The organism is Streptomyces sp. NPDC088745, assembly GCF_044751045.1.
Classification (GTDB): Bacteria; Actinomycetota; Actinomycetes; order Streptomycetales; family Streptomycetaceae; genus Streptomyces; species Streptomyces cremeus.
In genome coordinates this window covers 141,135-156,694 of sequence record NZ_JBIVLB010000013.1, presented here as the reverse complement: position 1 = coordinate 156,694, position 15,560 = coordinate 141,135, and the positions used below count along the sequence as shown (strand labels likewise).

Annotated in this window: 14 protein-coding genes; 10 read left to right on the top strand and 4 right to left on the bottom strand. The window is 73.5% G+C overall.

Going from position 1 to position 15,560, the window contains the following annotated elements; genetic code table 11:
* Nucleotides 1-14 precede the first annotated feature (14 nt).
* The 4 genes from ACIP93_RS28980 (at nt 15) to ACIP93_RS28965 (ending at nt 5,253) form a co-directional block, all read left to right on the top strand.
* On the top strand, nt 15-800 hold the full coding sequence (locus ACIP93_RS28980) for an electron transfer flavoprotein subunit beta/FixA family protein (RefSeq protein WP_345219441.1): 786 nt from the start codon (nt 15-17) through the stop codon (nt 798-800).
* Between the two features lie 54 nt (nt 801-854).
* Complete coding sequence (locus ACIP93_RS28975) at nt 855-1,817, top strand: electron transfer flavoprotein subunit alpha/FixB family protein (protein WP_401763279.1); 963 nt, start codon at nt 855-857, stop codon at nt 1,815-1,817.
* A gap of 162 nt (nt 1,818-1,979) precedes the next feature.
* Entirely contained in the window at nt 1,980-3,278 is a 1,299-nt protein-coding gene (locus tag ACIP93_RS28970; RefSeq protein WP_401763276.1) for a DUF6986 family protein, read from the top strand.
* Nucleotides 3,279-3,351: 73 nt separating this feature from the next.
* Nucleotides 3,352-5,253 (top strand): protein kinase, encoded by a 1,902-nt coding sequence (locus tag ACIP93_RS28965; RefSeq protein ID WP_401763352.1) that lies wholly within the window; start codon nt 3,352-3,354, stop codon nt 5,251-5,253.
* A 24-nt stretch (nt 5,254-5,277) separates the two neighbouring features.
* Here ACIP93_RS28965 and ACIP93_RS28960 read toward each other — a convergent pair whose 3' ends face one another.
* Nucleotides 5,278-6,273 (bottom strand): LacI family DNA-binding transcriptional regulator, encoded by a 996-nt coding sequence (locus tag ACIP93_RS28960; RefSeq protein ID WP_401763273.1) that lies wholly within the window; start codon nt 6,271-6,273, stop codon nt 5,278-5,280.
* Nucleotides 6,274-6,565: 292 nt separating this feature from the next.
* Between ACIP93_RS28960 and ACIP93_RS28955 the strand changes: the two genes are divergently transcribed.
* From ACIP93_RS28955 to ACIP93_RS28935, 5 genes are all read left to right on the top strand, one after another.
* Nucleotides 6,566-7,507 (top strand): ROK family protein, encoded by a 942-nt coding sequence (locus ACIP93_RS28955; protein ID WP_401763272.1) that lies wholly within the window; start codon nt 6,566-6,568, stop codon nt 7,505-7,507.
* A gap of 340 nt (nt 7,508-7,847) precedes the next feature.
* Nucleotides 7,848-8,582, top strand: coding sequence for a GAF and ANTAR domain-containing protein (locus tag ACIP93_RS28950; RefSeq protein WP_401763269.1), 735 nt, complete (start codon nt 7,848-7,850; stop codon nt 8,580-8,582).
* 5 nt (nt 8,583-8,587) lie between these two features.
* Entirely contained in the window at nt 8,588-9,322 is a 735-nt protein-coding gene (locus tag ACIP93_RS28945; RefSeq protein WP_401763267.1) for an ANTAR domain-containing protein, read from the top strand.
* Nucleotides 9,323-10,203: 881 nt separating this feature from the next.
* The gene (locus ACIP93_RS28940) at nt 10,204-10,740 is read left to right on the top strand and encodes a cupin domain-containing protein (RefSeq protein ID WP_345225512.1); all 537 of its coding nucleotides are present in this window, start codon (nt 10,204-10,206) and stop codon (nt 10,738-10,740) included.
* On the top strand, nt 10,733-11,521 hold the full coding sequence (locus ACIP93_RS28935; protein WP_401763264.1) for an SDR family NAD(P)-dependent oxidoreductase: 789 nt from the start codon (nt 10,733-10,735) through the stop codon (nt 11,519-11,521). The genes ACIP93_RS28940 and ACIP93_RS28935 overlap by 8 nt, the downstream gene beginning before the upstream one ends.
* A gap of 7 nt (nt 11,522-11,528) precedes the next feature.
* Here the strand turns inward: ACIP93_RS28935 and ACIP93_RS28930 are convergent, their stop codons facing one another.
* A complete protein-coding gene (locus ACIP93_RS28930) occupies nt 11,529-11,711 on the bottom strand; it encodes a hypothetical protein (RefSeq protein WP_345225516.1) in 183 nt (60 codons plus the stop codon).
* 284 nt (nt 11,712-11,995) lie between these two features.
* On the opposite strand from ACIP93_RS28930, the gene ACIP93_RS28925 reads away from it, so the two are divergent.
* Entirely contained in the window at nt 11,996-13,057 is a 1,062-nt protein-coding gene (locus tag ACIP93_RS28925) for an NUDIX domain-containing protein (RefSeq protein ID WP_401763261.1), read from the top strand.
* A gap of 70 nt (nt 13,058-13,127) precedes the next feature.
* On the opposite strand, the gene ACIP93_RS28920 is transcribed toward ACIP93_RS28925, so the two are convergent.
* Nucleotides 13,128-13,838, bottom strand: coding sequence for an MBL fold metallo-hydrolase (locus tag ACIP93_RS28920; RefSeq protein WP_401763258.1), 711 nt, complete (start codon nt 13,836-13,838; stop codon nt 13,128-13,130).
* A 113-nt stretch (nt 13,839-13,951) separates the two neighbouring features.
* Entirely contained in the window at nt 13,952-15,331 is a 1,380-nt protein-coding gene (locus tag ACIP93_RS28915; RefSeq protein WP_345225522.1) for a dipeptidase, read from the bottom strand.
* Between the last annotated feature and the right edge of the window lie 229 nt (nt 15,332-15,560).

The window sequence follows — 15,560 nt, the reverse complement described above, 5'->3', positions numbered from 1 at the left end:
GTAGGAGACCCGGCGTGAGCTTGAGGATCGTTGTCTGTGTGAAGTACGTGCCCGATGCCACTGGCGACCGGCACTTCGCCGATGACCTGACGGTCGACCGGGACGATGTGGACGGTCTGCTGTCGGAGCTGGACGAGTACGCGGTCGAGCAGGCGCTGCAGATCGCGGAGGCGGCCGACGACGCGGAGGTCACCGTGCTGACGGTGGGTCCGGAGGACGCGAAGGACGCGTTGCGCAAGGCGCTGTCGATGGGTGCGGACAAGGCCGTGCACGTGGAGGACGACGGCCTGCACGGCTCGGACGTGATGGCGACGTCGCTGGTGTTGGCCAGGGCGGTGGAGAAGACCGGCTACGACCTGGTCCTCGCGGGCATGGCGTCCACGGACGCCGCGATGGGTGTGCTCCCGGCGGTCCTGGCGGAGCGGCTGGGCGTCCCGCAGGTGACGCTGCTGTCGGAGGTGTCGGTGGAGGGCGGTGTGGTCAGGGGCCGGCGTGACGGGGACGCGGCCACCGAGCACCTGGAGGCGTCGCTGCCGGCGGTGGTGTCGGTGACGGACCAGTCGGGTGAGGCGCGCTACCCGTCGTTCAAGGGGATCATGGCGGCGAAGAAGAAGCCGGTGGAGTCCCTGGACCTGGACGATCTGGACGTGGAGGCCGGGCTGGTGGGCCTGGCGGGTTCCTGGACCCGGGTCGAGTCCGCGGACAAGCGTCCCGAGCGCACGGCGGGCACGATCGTCAAGGACGAGGGCGAGGGCGGCAAGCAGCTCGCCGAGTTCCTCGCGGGCCAGAAGTTCATCTAGAGCCCTCCGCTCCTTCCCCTTCTTCCCCTCGTCTGTGCAGGAGAGCAAATTCCCATGGCTGAAGTTCTCGTCTATGTCGACCACGTGGACGGCGCCGTCCGCAAGCCCACTCTGGAGCTGCTGACGCTGGCCCGCCGGATCGGTGACCCGGTCGCGGTGTTCCTCGGCGCCGGCGCCGATGGCGCCGCGGCGGTGCTCGGTGAGCACGGTGCGACGCGTGTCCTTGCCGTCGACGCCCCCGAGTTCGCCGACTACCTCGTCGTGCCGAAGGTCGAAGCGCTCCAGGCCGCCTGCGAGGCGGTCTCCCCGGTGGCGGTGCTGGTGCCGTCCTCCGCGGAGGGCAAGGAGATCGCCGCCCGGCTCGCGGTACGCATCCAGTCGGGCCTCATCACCGACGCCGTCGATCTGGAGGCCGGGCCGGAGGGTCCGGTGGCCACGCAGGCGGTGTTCGCCGCCTCGTACACCACCACGTCCCGTGTCTCGTCCGGCACCCCGGTCATCACGGTCAAGCCGAACTCCGCGCCCGTCGAGGCCGCCGCGGCCGCGGGTGCGGTCGAGACTCTCACCGTGTCGTTCACGGATGCCGCGCGGGGCACGAAGGTCACCTCGCGCACCCCGCGCGAGTCGACCGGGCGTCCGGAGCTGACCGAGGCCGCGATCGTGGTCTCCGGCGGGCGCGGGGTGAACGGGGCGGAGAACTTCGCGGTCATCGAGAAGCTCGCCGACTCCCTGGGCGCGGCCGTCGGCGCCTCCCGCGCCGCGGTCGACGCCGGCTGGTACCCGCACTCCAGCCAGGTCGGCCAGACCGGCAAGTCCGTCTCCCCGCAGCTCTACATCGCCTCCGGCATCTCCGGCGCCATCCAGCACCGGGCCGGCATGCAGACCTCCAAGACGATCGTGGCGATCAACAAGGACGCCGAGGCCCCGATCTTCGAACTCGTCGACTACGGCGTCGTCGGCGACCTCTTCGAGGTCGTCCCCCAGCTCACCGCCGAGGTCGAAACCCGCAAGGGCTGACCTGCGCATTCCGTACGACTCGGGGCCGCCCGGCATGTGCCGCCGGGCGGCCCCGAGCCGTTCCGGTACGTGTGTCAGGCACCCATTGACTCCCGTCGTGAGCCGCATTAACTTCACTATGCGGATTGTTGATTCCGTGAAGCGGAAACTTGGAGGGTTGGAATGGGTCAGCAGGAGAAGGTGGCAACGAGCCTCGCCGGTGCGGTCAGCGAGGGGATCAGCGCGTCCCTCGCGTCCGTGGACGCGGAGCTCGAACGCCGCTACCCCGGAGACCCCGGAACCCGGCAGCCCGTCCACACCGTGTACGTTCCCGGCAACCTCTACGACGCCGGCACCCTCCGCTCCTGGGGCGACCAGGCGCTGAAGATGCTCGACGAGCACGCGCCGAACGCCGGCGTGTTCGCCGAGGTGCTCGGCCTCGACCCCTCCCTCGCCGACGCCGTCCACGACCGTGTGCGCGCCAAGCTGGAGCGCGAGCCGGTCGAGGACCTCCGGGTCGACTTCGAGGACGGCTACACCGGCCCCGCCGCCGAGGAGGACGCCTACGCCGCCCGGGCCGCGCGCCTGGTGGCCGCCTCGTACCGGGACGGCACGGCCGCTCCGTACACCGGCATCCGCATGAAGTGCTTCGAGGCTCCGGTACGCGAGCGGGCCATCCGCACGCTGGACGTCTTCCTCACCGGCCTGATGGAGAACGGCGGCCTGCCCGACGGCCTCGTACTCACGCTTCCCAAGGTGACGTACTGCGAGCAGGTCACCGCGATGGTGCGCCTGGTGGAGGCCTTCGAGAAGGCGCACGGGCTGCCCGGGGGCCGGATCGGCTTCGAGATCCAGATCGAGACCAGCCAGTCCATCCTCGGCGCCGACGGCACCGCCACCGTCGCCCGCATGATCGACGCCGCCGAGGGCCGCGCCACCGGCCTGCACTACGGCACCTTCGACTACAGCGCCTGCCTCGGCGTCAGCGCCGCCTACCAGGCCAGCGACCACCCGGCTGCCGACCACGCCAAGGCGGTCATGCAGGTCGCGGCCGCCGGCACCGGCGTGCGCGTCTCGGACGGCTCCACCAACGTCCTGCCCGTCGGCTCCACCGAGAAGGTGCACGACGCCTGGCGCCTGCACTACGGCCTCACCCGCCGCGCCCTGGCCCGCGCCTACTTCCAGGGCTGGGACATGCACCCCGGCCACCTGCCGACCCGCTACGCGGCCGTCTTCACCTACTACCGCGAGGGCTTCGAGCAGGCCGCCGCGCGCCTGGCCGCGTACGCCAACCAGGTCACCGGCGGCGACGTCGCCGACGAGCCCGCCTCCGCCAAGGCGCTCGCCTCCTACCTGCTGCGCGGCGTGCAGTGCGGCGCCCTCGACGCCGCCGAGGTGGCCGGGCTCAGCGGCCTGACCCAGGCCGACCTGGAGGGCTTCGCCGCACCGCGCCGCGGGGACCTCACGGCGTCCGCCCGGTAACCGCCCGCCCGGCTGTCGCCGCTGCCCCGTACTCTGTGCACGACCACTTTTGGCGTGACGGAACGGGGCAGTGGTGGCCACGGGGGACAACGAGCGGCTGGCCGGCCGCTACCGGGTGATCGAGCAGCTGGGGCGCGGCGGCATGGGCGTCGTCTGGCGCGCCGTGGACGAGGTGCTGGGCCGCGAGGTCGCCGTCAAGGAACTCCGTACGTACAACGACTCCTCCGCGCCCGAACTGGCCGACCTGAAGCTGCGCATGCAGCGCGAGGCACGGGCCGCCGCCCGGGTCCGGCACCCCGGAGTCGTCGCCGTCCACGACGTCACCGAGCACGACGGCCGCCCCGTCATCGTGATGGAACTGGTCGACGGCCCTTCGCTCGACGACGTCCTCGGCGAGCGAGGCCCCCTCGACCCCCGCGAGGCGGCGGGCATCGGCGCGAAGGTGCTGGAGTCGCTGGCCGCCGCCCACCGCGTCGGCGTGCTGCACCGCGACGTCAAGCCCGGCAACATCCTGCTGGAGCGCGGCGGCCGCGTCGTCCTCACCGACTTCGGCATCGCCGCCATGGACGACCCCGGCGACGGCTCGGCCACCCACCTCACGCGCAGCGGCGAACTGGTCGGCTCCCTCGACTACTTGGCGCCCGAACGCGCCCAGGGGCAGGAGCCGGGGCCCGCCTCCGACGTCTGGGCGCTGGGCGCCACGCTGTACGCGGCGGTGGAGGGCGGTTCGCCGTTCCGCCGCACGTCGACCTGGTCGACGCTGACCGCGATCGTCGTGGAACCGCTGCCGGAGCCGGTGCGCTCCGGACCGCTCGCGCCCGTGCTGGAACGGCTGCTGTGCAAGGACCCGGCGCGGCGCCCCGACGCGGAGGAAGCCGCCCGGCTGCTCACCGCCGTCGCCGACGGGACGTCCGCGGCCCCGCGGGGGTTCGGCCCCGCCGCGTCGTACGGGCAGCAGGCGCCGGGCTTCGGCCCGCCGTCCCCCTCGCCGTCCCCGGCACACGGTGCCGCCTACGGTCCGAACGCCCCGGCCCACGGGACCGGGCCCGGCCCCGCCGCCGCGCATCCCCCCTACGGGACCGGCCCGGACTCCGTCGGCGGGCAACCGCCCGCGTTCCCGGGGGGACCGGTGCCTCCGGGCCGGAGTTACGTTCCCGGGCCAGGCCCCTCCGTCGGAGTCCCGGCGGCGGAGCCGTCCGGCCGACGGCGGGCGCAGGCCGACGCCGCGTCCGGCGGCCGGCGCAAAGCCGTGGTCGCGGCAGGCGTGGCCGGGGTGCTGCTGGTCGGCGCGGGCGTCACCTACGCGGTGAGCCAGCGGGACGGCGGCGACACCCGGGCGTCCGGCGGTCCGACGGCCACCGCGCCCGTGTCCGGCGACGGCGCGCCGCGCCAGGACGGCGCGCTGCCGCCGGGGGCCCTGCCGACCGACGCCGGCCTGAAGACCGCGCTGCCCACGCCCCCCGGCAAGAGCAAGGACACCGGGAAGAAGACGCCGCCGCCCGCCAAGGACGGCAAGAAGCGGGACGACACCGACGAGGGCAAGACCTCCGGCGGCAGGAACGGCGGTGCGGCGACCGGCGGTTCCGCCGGCGGCAAGCCGGGCGGCGGCTCCTCCGGTTCCGGCGGCGGCTCCGCCGGCGGCGACCCCGGCCGCATCACCGGGGGGAACAACCCGCCCCCGCCGCCCGCGGCACCGGCGTGTCACGGCGCGGGCGGCGGCAAGTACAACTGCGACGTCTGGCGCACCGCGGAGTCGATCCGCGCGGGCGGCGAGCGCGCGGGGACGCTCAACGCGGGCACCAACTACTTCTACTGCCAGGCCGATCTGGGCCGCCGGGTCACCTACGGGAAGTGGACGAACGTCTGGTGGGCCAGGACCGACGACGACAGCGGCAACACCGGGGTGTACGTCAGCGTGGTCTACCTCAAGGGCGGCGACAACGACAAGCCGCTGCCCGGACTGCCCACCTGCTGACCCGGCCCGCCCCCGCCGGGCGGATCAGCAGGCGTCCCACGGCGGGATCTCGCCCGAGCCCCGGGCCACCAGCCGCGTCTCCAGCACCACGTGCGACGGTGCGCCGCCCGCCCCGTCGAGCCGGCTGAACAGCAGGTCGGCGGCGGTGCGGCCGAGCGTCGCCGCGTCCTGGGCGACGACGGTGACCCCGGGGACCAGCAGGTCCGCGAGCTCGAAGTCGTCGAACCCGACCAGGGCGACCGGCCGTTCGCGCTCGGCCAGGACCCGTACGGCCGTGACCGTCACCCGGTTGTTGCCGGTGAACACCGCGGTCACCGGCTCGTGCGGCGCGTCCAGCATCGTCCGTGCCGCGGCCCGCACCCGCTCCGGTCGCGTGCTGCCGAGGGCGACCCACTCCGGTGCCACCGCGAGCCCCGCGTCCGCCATCGCCGCGTGGTAGCCGCGCAGGCGCTCGGTCGCGGTGTGGATGCGCGGCTGGTCGCCAATGAAGCCGATCCTGCGGTGCCCGTGGGCGATGAGATGGGCGACCCCCGCTCGTGCGCCGCCGAAGCTGTCGGACCGTACGACATCGGCGTCGATCCGGCCCGCCGGGCGGTCCACGAACACGGTGGCCACCCCCGCCGCCATCTCCGGCTCCAGATAGCGGTGGTCGTCCCCGGCGGGGATCACGATCAGTCCGTCGACCCGGCGCGCGCACAGCGCGAGCACCAACTCCTGCTCGCGGTCCGGGTCTTCGGCGCTGGAACCGTTGATGAGCAGCGCCCCGTGCGCGCGGGCGACCTCCTCCACGGCGCGGTTCAGCGGCCCGTAGAAGGGGTCGGCGAGGTCCTCCAGGACCAGCCCGATGCTGGCCGTGCGGCCCTTGCGCAGGACCCGGGCGCTGTCGTTGCGGCGGAAGCCCAGGGCGTCGATGGCCTCCTTGACGCGCCGTTCGGTGTCGGGGGTGACGCCCGGTTCGGCGTTGACGACGCGGGACACCGTCTTGAGGCCGACGCCCGCGCGGGCGGCGACGTCCTTCATCGTCGGCCGGTTGCCGTAACGGCGTTGCGGCGGGACGGGGCGGAAGTGTTTCCCCGCGTCGGAGGACTGGGACCTCCCTGCGGCGGAAGGCGGAGGAGCGGTGTCGGCCACGGTGCGCTGTCCTGTCGGTCGGAGGAGGGGATCGCGGGGCGGCGGTGCCGGTGTGGGCGGGTGGGTGTCGGTGTGGCATCGAGCATAGGGCCCCGCCATCTGGACAACGTTGTCAGCAAAATGGAGACTGACTCCGTCGTTTGATCTTTCCTGTTCCTCTTCCTACTGGAGATGTTCGCCGATGTCCTCCGAGTTCACCGACCTCGTCGCCGCGCTCGACATCGGCGGAACCAAGATCGCGGGCGCGCTCGTCGACGACACCGGCCGGATCCATGTCAAGGCACAACGGGCGACCCCGGCGCAGGAGGACGCGGACGCGGTGATGGGCGCGGTCGAGGAGGTCATCGCCGAACTGCGCACGTCCCCGCTCTGGGCCGGGGCGCGGGCCGTGGGCATCGGCAGCGCGGGCCCCGTCGACGCGTCCGCCGGAACGGTCAGCCCGGTCAACGTCCTTGGCTGGCGCGGGTTTCCGCTGGTCGCACGGGTCGGCGCGGTGGTCGACGGGCTTCCCGTACGCCTCGTGGGCGACGGCGTGGCGATGACCGCGGCCGAACACTGGCAGGGCGCGGCGCGCGGCTACGACAACGCCCTGTGCCTGGTGGTCTCGACCGGGGTGGGCGGAGGGCTGGTCCTCAACGGCCGGCTCCACCCGGGCCCCACCGGCAACGCGGGCCATATCGGCCACATCAGCGTGGAGTTGGCGGGCGACCTGTGCCCGTGCGGCTCGCGCGGCTGCGTGGAGCGCATCGCCAGCGGCCCCAACATCGCGCGCCGCGCGGTGGAACAGGGGTGGCGGCCGGGCCCCGACGGCGACACGACGGCGGCGGCGGTCGCGGCGGCGGCCGCGGCCGGTGACCCGGTCGCCATCGCGTCCTTCGAGCGCGCCGCCCGGGCGCTGGCCGCGGGGATCGCGGCGACGGCGACGCTGGTGGAGGTGGAGATCGCGGTGGTCGGCGGGGGAGTGGCGGGGGCGGGCGAGGTCCTCTTCACGCCGTTGCGGAGGGCGCTGGGGGAGTACGCGAAGCTGTCCTTCGTGCGGGGGCTGCGGGTGGTGCCGGCGAGGATGGGGACGGAGGCGGGGTTGGTGGGGGCGGCGGGGGCGGTGCTGCTGGATCCGTGCTGAGGGCGCCGCTCCCGGCCCTCTCCGGGCCCCGCGTCCTCTTCCGGGACCCGGTCCTTTCGGCGGACGCGAAGGCGGTAGCAGGGCCACATGTTCCCACAGGTCATCAGGCACAAGACCATCCGTCGTCCGTGCCACTCTGCCTGCCACCGGGCCGACTGCGGAGCTGCACAATCGAACTCATTCCGAATCGGCGCGCCACCGATCACTCACCAGTCGCCTTTCCGGCGGGTCCGGCCGGCCGGGCCGCTGCCGGGTGGGATCGGGGGGTGCGCCGGTAGGCTGACGGTGCGGGCTGCTCGATGGGAGCGGGGCGTTCGGCGGCCTGGGAAGCGGTGACACGGTGGGGCAGGACGCACGACTGGCCGCTGTACTGGCTGCCCTGGTCTCGTCGGGTTCCGGCGAGCTGGTGGGTGGGGACCCGCAGCTGTGCGCGACGGTTCTGGGAGCGGACGGGGTCGCCGTCTCGGTCCTCACGGATACGGACGGGTTCGAGCGGGTGTGGTCGAGCCCGGGGACCAGCTCTCTGCTGGAGGACGTCCAGTTCACGGTCGGCGAGGGCCCGGGGGCGGACTCCGCCCGCTCCCGCTCGCTCGTGCTGGTCCCCGACCTTGCCACCGTGCCCGCCGACCGGTGGCCGCTGCTGCTGCCGGCCCTGCAGGAGCTGGGCGTGCGGGCTGTGTTCTGCTTCCCGTTGCGGATCGGAGGGGCCTGCCTCGGGGTGTTCACCGTGCAGCGGAGCTCTCCGGGCCCCCTGACGTCCACGCAGACCGACAACGCGCTGATCCTGGCAGCCACGCTCACCGCGGTCCTGCCCCGGGGGGCGGCCCCGGGCCATCCCTTCCTGCAGCAGGACGGCACCGGGGGCGGGCTGCACCGGGCCGTGATCCATCAGGCCACCGGCATGGTCAGTGTGCAGGCGTCCCTTCCGCTGGACCAGGCGCTGGCTCTGCTGCGCGCCCACGCCTTCCGGCGGGAGCGGACGCTGGAGGTCGTTGCCGATGAAGTGGTGACGCGGCGCTTGCATTTCCGGGACACTTACGAGGGGACGGCACTTCCGTCCGGGACAGAGGGATGACGGCGATGAGCAGCCAGCAACGCGTGATGGACATCCTGGTCGAAGCCGTGGACACCCTGACCCATGACTTCGACCTGATCGATTTCCTGCACCGGCTCAGCACACGCTGCGTGGAGCTCCTCGACGTGGACGCAGCGGGGGTGCTGCTGGTCGATGAGTTCGGCCAGCTCCAGCTGATCGCCGCTTCCGACGAGCGCACCCGGCTCCTGGAACTCTTCGCGCTCCAGCACGAGCAGGGGCCTTGCGTGTCCTGCTACCACACCGGGCAGGGCCAGCTGAACATCGACCTCACCTCGGCTGCCGCCACCGCCGACTTCGGGCCCTTCGCGCAACGGGCCCGCGAGCGCGGCTTCGTCAGCACGCACGCCCTGCCCATGCGGCTGCGCGAACAGGTCATCGGCGCCCTCAACCTCTTCAGCACCCGCCCCGAACGCCTCAGCGCCCAGGACCTCACCGTCGGCCAGGCCCTCTCCGACGTGGCCACCATCGCCATCCTCCAGCAGCGCACCATCGCCCGCGGCGACGTCGAACGCGCCCAGCTCCAGTACGCCCTGCACTCGCGCATCGTCATCGAACAGGCCAAGGGCATCCTCGCGGAACGCCACAGCCTCGAACTCGACGCCGCGTTCGACACCCTGCGCAGCTACGCACGCCACCACCAACTGCGCATCACCGACCTCGCCTCCCAGATCATCGACAACAAGCCGCCCCAGGGCTTCCCCCCGGCCCCCCGCCGCTGACCACACCATGCAGCGGCACACCCGCGGCCGTCTCCCGGATGTGCCGCTGGAACGTTCCGGCCTTGCGCCCCGCATGCCCGGCCTCCTTTGCCGCCGGTGAGACGTGCACCTGCTGGAGGCGCGGAGACTGCGGCCTGTTCGCACCTGTCGCACCGTCGCGGGCGCGGTTATGCTCCGGACAAGGTGTTCTCCACCCGCGCCAGGCTGAGATGGCGGCGGTTACGAGCACCTTCTGGCTCCCTGCCCCCGGGCCGGTCGACCGACCACTGTGAAGGGCCGGAGCCACCTCACCGAGAAGGCGGCTCCCGCCGCGTCCACTGCCGGTCCAGGCCGGGGAGTCCTCCCGCACTCCCCGCGCCCCGGCAGAGGACGCCCACGGCGGGGGCGGCGGCGAACCCGGAGGGGGGCGCCGCCCCCGCAGTGGCAGAGCGGCAGTCAGACCCTCCGCCACCGGAGCGACGGGAGTGGCGTGCGCGGTTCCCGCAGCACGTATGGGCGTCATCGACTTCGAGTCTCCTTCCGAAATGATCAGTAAGCACCTTGTGCGGCGCAGCCCCTCCTCCGCCCCCGCCCCCTGGCCCGCCCGGGTGCCGCCCCCCACGCAAGCGCCTGTGCCGGATGCGCGGCCCCGCCAGGCCGTGAGCCCAGCCCCCGTGCCGGATGCGTCAGCCCCGCCCGGCTCGGGCAGGAGAGGCCCCGGACCCTTCCCCAAGCTCTCGACTTCGTCCGAGCAGGGGAGACCCCGTCCTTTCCCTGAAGCGCTCGCCGCGCGGCCGGTGCACGGTTCCGTGCAGGTGCGTCATGGCCGGGCGCGCGGTTTCCCGCGCCCCTGAACGGGGCGTCGCAGGCGTAGGTCGTTCGGGGGTGGGTACGTTCGGCGCGTGAAGGACACCGGAAGTCCGTATGCCGAAGCGCACCGTATCGCCGCGCTCCACCAGCTCCGACCCCTCCCCGTCGAAGGCGGGTTGTTCCGGCAGACCTGGGCGGGGAAGCCGGACGGTGCCGGGCGGCCCGCCGGGACGGCGATCACGGTGCTGCTGACCTCCGCGCCCGGTGACTTCTCCGCCCTGCACCGGCTGCCCACCGACGAGGTCTGGCACTTCTACCAGGGGGACCCGCTGGAGCTCCTGCTCCTCGCGCCCGACGGCACCGGCCACCGCCTACGCCTCGGAGGCGCCGAAGGAGCCGTGCAGCACGTCGTCGAGGCGGGCACCTGGATGGGCGCCCGCGTCGCGCCCGGCGGGGTGTGGTCCCTGTTCGGCACGACCATGGCCCCCGGCTTCCTCCCGACGGACTACGAGGGCGGTGACGCGGGGGAGTTGAGTGCTTCGTATCCCGAACACGCCGAGCTAGTCAGGCAGTTGTGCCGGGCCGGGGCTTCACTGACCATGACCGAAAGTGACGACGCCCATGCCTGAGACGCCCTCCCGCGACACCTCCCTCCCCGACCTCACCCGCCGCGTCGCCCTCGTCACCGGGGCCGGCGGGCTCATCGGGGGAGGGATCGCCGAGCGGTTCGCCGCCGCGGGGGCCGCGGTCGTCGTCCACTTCCGGCAGAACGAGAAGGCGGCCCACGCCCTCGCCACCCGGATCGCGGAGCGCGGCGGCAGGGCTCTTCCCGTACAGGCGGACCTGACGCGGGAGTCGGAGTGCGCGCGGCTCGTGGAGACGGCCGCCGACTGGCAGGGCGGGCTGGACGCGCTCGTCAACAACGCCGGGGTCCAGCCGGTGCAGGCACTGGGCACGATGACGGCCGAGGACTGGCGGGCGGTGTACGACGCCAACACCACCAGCGCCTTCGCCTGCACCCGCGCCGCCGCGCCCCTGCTCGCCGCGCGCGGCGGCGGCAGCATCACCCACATCGCCTCGATCGAGGGGACCATGGCCACCCCCGGGCACGCGCACTACTGCGCGTCCAAGGCCGCCCTCATCATGTTCGCCCGCTCTGCCGCCCTGGAGTACGGGCCCGACGCGGTTCGCGTCAACACCGTCTCACCGGGCCTGATCGACCGCCCCGGCCTCGCCGGGGACTGGCCCGACGGCGTGCGCCGCTGGACCGGGGCCGCGCCCCTGGACCGCCTCGGCAGCCCCGCCGACATCGGCAACGCCTGTGTCTTCCTGGCCTCGGACGCCGCCGCCTGGATCAGCGGCACGAACCTGGTGGTGGACGGCGGAGTGAGCGCCGCCCCCACCTGGTAGCGCGCGCTCAGAGCACGGCGGCCTCCGCCGGGGCCCGCCGCACCTCGACCACGAGGAAGCAGTCCGCGTCGAGGTCCATGACGACCTCCGCGGGACACCCCTCCGCGCGGCGCGCGTGGGCGTACTCCTCGGCGGGCCAACTGCCGCGCGGTCCACCGGCCGGAAAACGTCGCAATACAGTGCGGTTCATGCCGCACCTCCTTCGTCCGTGCTCCTGCTGTACCTCTGTGCGCCCAACGAGACTCCGTCACCAGCGGTCACGGCCGCAGTCGTCCCGGGAGCGCCCCCGTTGTCCGCATTGACGCGCGTGGACGGGCGGGCGTTGCCCGGCGCGGGCCACGGATCGGCCACGGTTGTGTCCGTGAACCGTCGCGGTGCGTACGCGAGCCCGTGAAAGGCCCCATGCCGCCGGACCGGGCATCCGTGGCAGGGTGTTGCGGGCAGTCCACCGAGGGCCACGGCAGAGGGGGAACCGTGATTGTGTGGGTGAACGGTGCGTTCGGGGCGGGCAAGACCAGCACCGCGCGCGAACTGGTCGAACTGATCCCGAACAGCACTCTGTACGACCCGGAGGTGATCGGCGCCGGGCTCCGCCACCTCCTGCCGCCCAAGCGGCTCGCCGAGGTGAGCGACTACCAGGACCTGCCGATCTGGCGGCGCCTGGTCGTCGACACGGCCGCGGCCCTGCTCGCCGAGGTCGGGGGAGTGCTGGTGGTGCCGATGACGCTGCTGCGGCAGGAGTACCGGGACGAGATCTTCGGCGGGCTCGCCTCCCGGCGGATACCGGTGCGGCATGTGCTGCTCCAGGTGGAGGAAACGATCCTGCGCGAGCGGATCGCCGCCCGCGAGGAGCCCGGCGTGAGCGAGGCCGACACCGGGACGCGGGTACGCCAGTGGGCGTACGACCACATCGAGGCGTACCGCGCCGCCCTCGGCTGGCTCACCGGCGACGCCCACGTCGTCGACGCCGGTCGCCGCACCCCGTACGAGATCGCGGAGGCCGTCGCCGAAGCGGTGCGCAGCGGGACGGCCCGGCCCTGCGCGATCGTCCAGACGCCGCCGCCGACCGCCGAGACCCTCGCGGCCGGGGTGCTCCTCTTCGACACCGAGGACCGGGTGCTCCTCGTGGACCCGACGTACAAGCCGGGCTGGGAGTTCCCCGGCGGGGTCGTGGAGAGCGGCGAGCCGCCCGCGACGGCGGGGCTGCGGGAGGTGGCCGAGGAGACGGGGATACGGCTCGACCGCACGCCCCGGCTGCTGGTCGTCGACTGGGAGCCGCCCCGGCCGCCCGCGTTCGGCGGCATCAGGATGCTCTTCGACGGCGGCCGGCTGGCGGACGGGGCGGCCCGGCGCGTGGTCCTGCCCGGCCCCGAGCTGAGGCAGTGGCGCTTCGTCACCGAGGAGGAGGCGTCCGGGCTCCTGCCCCCCGAGCGGTACGAACGTCTGCGCTGGGCGCTGCGTGCCCGGGCCGAGGGCACCGTGCTCAACCTGGAGGACGGCGTTCCGGTGGGCGGGGAACCGGCCGCGGGGCACTGAGGCCAGGCGCGGCGGCAGGCCACCCGGTGCCGGGCGGCCCCGGCTGCGCCACCGACGCGCGGTCCGCCGCCTACTGCCCCGCCGACGCCGTGTCCGCCGCCGCGATCAACCGGGTCGCGGTGTCCTCCGTCAGCGGGTCGCCGTGTCCGAAGCAGGCCACGGACGGGGCCAGGGAGGCAAGCCGGCGCATGGTGGCCAGCGCCTGGTCCCGGTCCACGTTGAACACGCCCAGCATCACCTCGCCCACCGCCGCCACGCAGTCACCCGTGAACAGGACCCCGTGGTGCGGGAGATGGACCGCGAGGGAACCGTCCGTGTGCCCGGGCGCGTGCACGATGCGCGCGCCGCCGCCGAAGTCGAGGACGTCGCCCTCCTCCAGCTCCCGGTCCACCCGGGTGGCCGGGGCCTCGGGCACCGTCAACCCGTGCTCGTACAGGGGGAGTTCCCAGTCCAGCAGCACCGGCTGCGGCATGGGGGCGACGCCGCGCACCACGGGGGCGTCCAGTCGGTGCGCCAGCACCTCGGCGCCGTACCGGTCGGCCAGCTCCCCGGCGCAGCCCACGTGGTCGCGGTGGCAGTGGGTGAGCACGATGCGGCGCAGGTCGCGCGGATCGGCGCCCAGGCTCCGTACGGCCTCCTCGATGTCGGCGGCGGCGTCCCGGTTCCCGGCGTCGATCAGCGTCAACTCGGTACCGCCGGGCGTCACTTCGCGCCACAGGTAGGCCTGGCCGATCGGGAAACGCAGCATGTGCAGTTGCGGGAGTATCTCTACGAGGTCCATGCGGCGAACGTACGAGGGCGCGTACGTCCGCCGCCATGGGACTTCGCTCAGCGCATAGTTCGCCCAGCGCATAGTTCGGCCCCGTGCCGACCGCCGGCGGGGCGCAGGGCGCGTCAGACCTTCTTCGACTCCGCGTAGTGGGTGAGGAAGAGGGCCTCCGCCACCGAGAGGCGCTCCAGCTCCTGGGGGGAGACGCTCTCGTTCACCGCGTGGATCTGCGCCTCCGGCTCGCTCAGGCCGATGAGCAGGATCTCCGCCTGCGGGTAGAGGGCGGCCAGGGTGTTGCACAGCGGGATGGAGCCGCCCATGCCGGAGACCTGCATCTCCTCGTCGGGGTACGCGAAGCGCATCGCCTCCGCCATCGACGTGTACGCCGGGCTGGAGGTGTCCGCCTGGAACGGCTGCCCCTGGCCGACCTGCTCGACCGTGACCCGCGCACCCCACGGGGCGTGCGCCCGCAGGTGCGCGGTGAGCAGCTTCGTCGCCTCGGCCGCGTCCTGGCCCGGCGGCACCCGCAGGCTGATCTGCGCCCGCGCGCTCGCCTGGAGGGACGGCGTGGCGCCGACCACCGGCGGGCAGTCGATGCCGACGACGGTGACGGCGGGGCGCGCCCAGATGCGGTCGGCGACCGTGCCGGTGCCGATCAGCTCGACGCCCTCGTGGACCTTCGCGTCGGCGCGGAACTCGTCCTCGGGGTACTGCAGGCCCGTCCAGGCGCCGTCGGCGGTGAGGCCGTCGACCGTGGTGGAGCCGTCGGCGTCGCGCAGCGAGGCCAGCAGGTGGATCATCGCGGCCAGCGCGTCGGGCGCCGCGCCGCCGAACTGGCCCGAGTGCAGGTTGCCCTCGAGCGTGTCCAGGGTGACCCGCAGCATCGTCATGCCGCGCAGCGTCGCGGTCACGGTCGGCAGACCGACACGGAAGTTGCCGGTGTCGCCGATCACGACGGTGTCGGCGGCCAGGAGGTCCGGGTGCGCCTCCGCGTACCGCTCCAGACCGCCCGTGCCCTGCTCCTCCGAGCCCTCGGCGATGACCTTGACGCCGACCGGGACGCCGCCGTTCTCCCGCAGCGCGCGCAACGCGAGCAGGTGCATGATGAACCCGCCCTTGCAGTCGGCCGCGCCGCGCCCGTACCAGCGGCCGTTCCGCTCGGTCAGCTCGAACGGCGGGGACGTCCACTTCTCCTCGCCGAGCGGCGGCTGTACGTCGTAGTGCGCGTACAGCAGCACGGTCGGCGCGCCCTCGGGGCCCGGCAGGAAGCCGTACACCGACTGCGTGCCGTCGGGCGTGTCGAGCAGGGCCACGTCCTGGAAGCCCTCGGCGCGCAGCGCGTCGGCGCACCAGTTCGCGGCGGCCTCGCACTCGCTCCTGGGGAACTGCGCGGGGTCCGCCACCGACTGGAAGGCCACCAGTTCGGCGAGCTCCGCCTTGGCGCGGGGCATCAGCGCGGCGACGGACGCGGCGACGGGTGCGGCGATCGGGTGGGTGGCGGTCATGGGCACGCTCCTTGTGGGTGCGGACGACGGGTCGGGCTTACGAGCACGACGCTTCGGGTACGACGCTGCGGGCACGAGGCCTCGTGCACGACACTCCGGGCACGAGGCTTCGGGTACGACGCGCGCGCTCCGGCCCGCGTCGGGTTCTTCGGGGACCCTTCCCGCACAGGTGTGTGTACGGGGAAGACACGACCGATCCTCCCACAGCGGATCAGTCCTCCTCCGCGCC

Bases quoted from the DNA above. Each gene is read 5' to 3' on its own strand.
- ACIP93_RS28975 (WP_401763279.1), top strand. From the start codon at position 855: ATGGCTGAAGTTCTCGTCTATGTCGACCACGTGGACGGCGCCGTCCGC.
- ACIP93_RS28960 (WP_401763273.1), bottom strand. From the start codon at position 6,273: ATGAAGGACGTCGCCGCCCGCGCGGGCGTCGGCCTCAAGACGGTGTCC.
- ACIP93_RS28915 (WP_345225522.1), bottom strand. From the start codon at position 15,331: ATGACCGCCACCCACCCGATCGCCGCACCCGTCGCCGCGTCCGTCGCC.
- ACIP93_RS28935 (WP_401763264.1), top strand. From the start codon at position 10,733: ATGCCTGAGACGCCCTCCCGCGACACCTCCCTCCCCGACCTCACCCGC.
- ACIP93_RS28945 (WP_401763267.1), top strand. From the start codon at position 8,588: ATGAGCAGCCAGCAACGCGTGATGGACATCCTGGTCGAAGCCGTGGAC.
- ACIP93_RS28970 (WP_401763276.1), top strand. From the start codon at position 1,980: ATGGGTCAGCAGGAGAAGGTGGCAACGAGCCTCGCCGGTGCGGTCAGC.
- ACIP93_RS28920 (WP_401763258.1), bottom strand. From the start codon at position 13,838: ATGGACCTCGTAGAGATACTCCCGCAACTGCACATGCTGCGTTTCCCG.
- ACIP93_RS28930 (WP_345225516.1), bottom strand. From the start codon at position 11,711: ATGAACCGCACTGTATTGCGACGTTTTCCGGCCGGTGGACCGCGCGGC.
- ACIP93_RS28955 (WP_401763272.1), top strand. From the start codon at position 6,566: ATGTCCTCCGAGTTCACCGACCTCGTCGCCGCGCTCGACATCGGCGGA.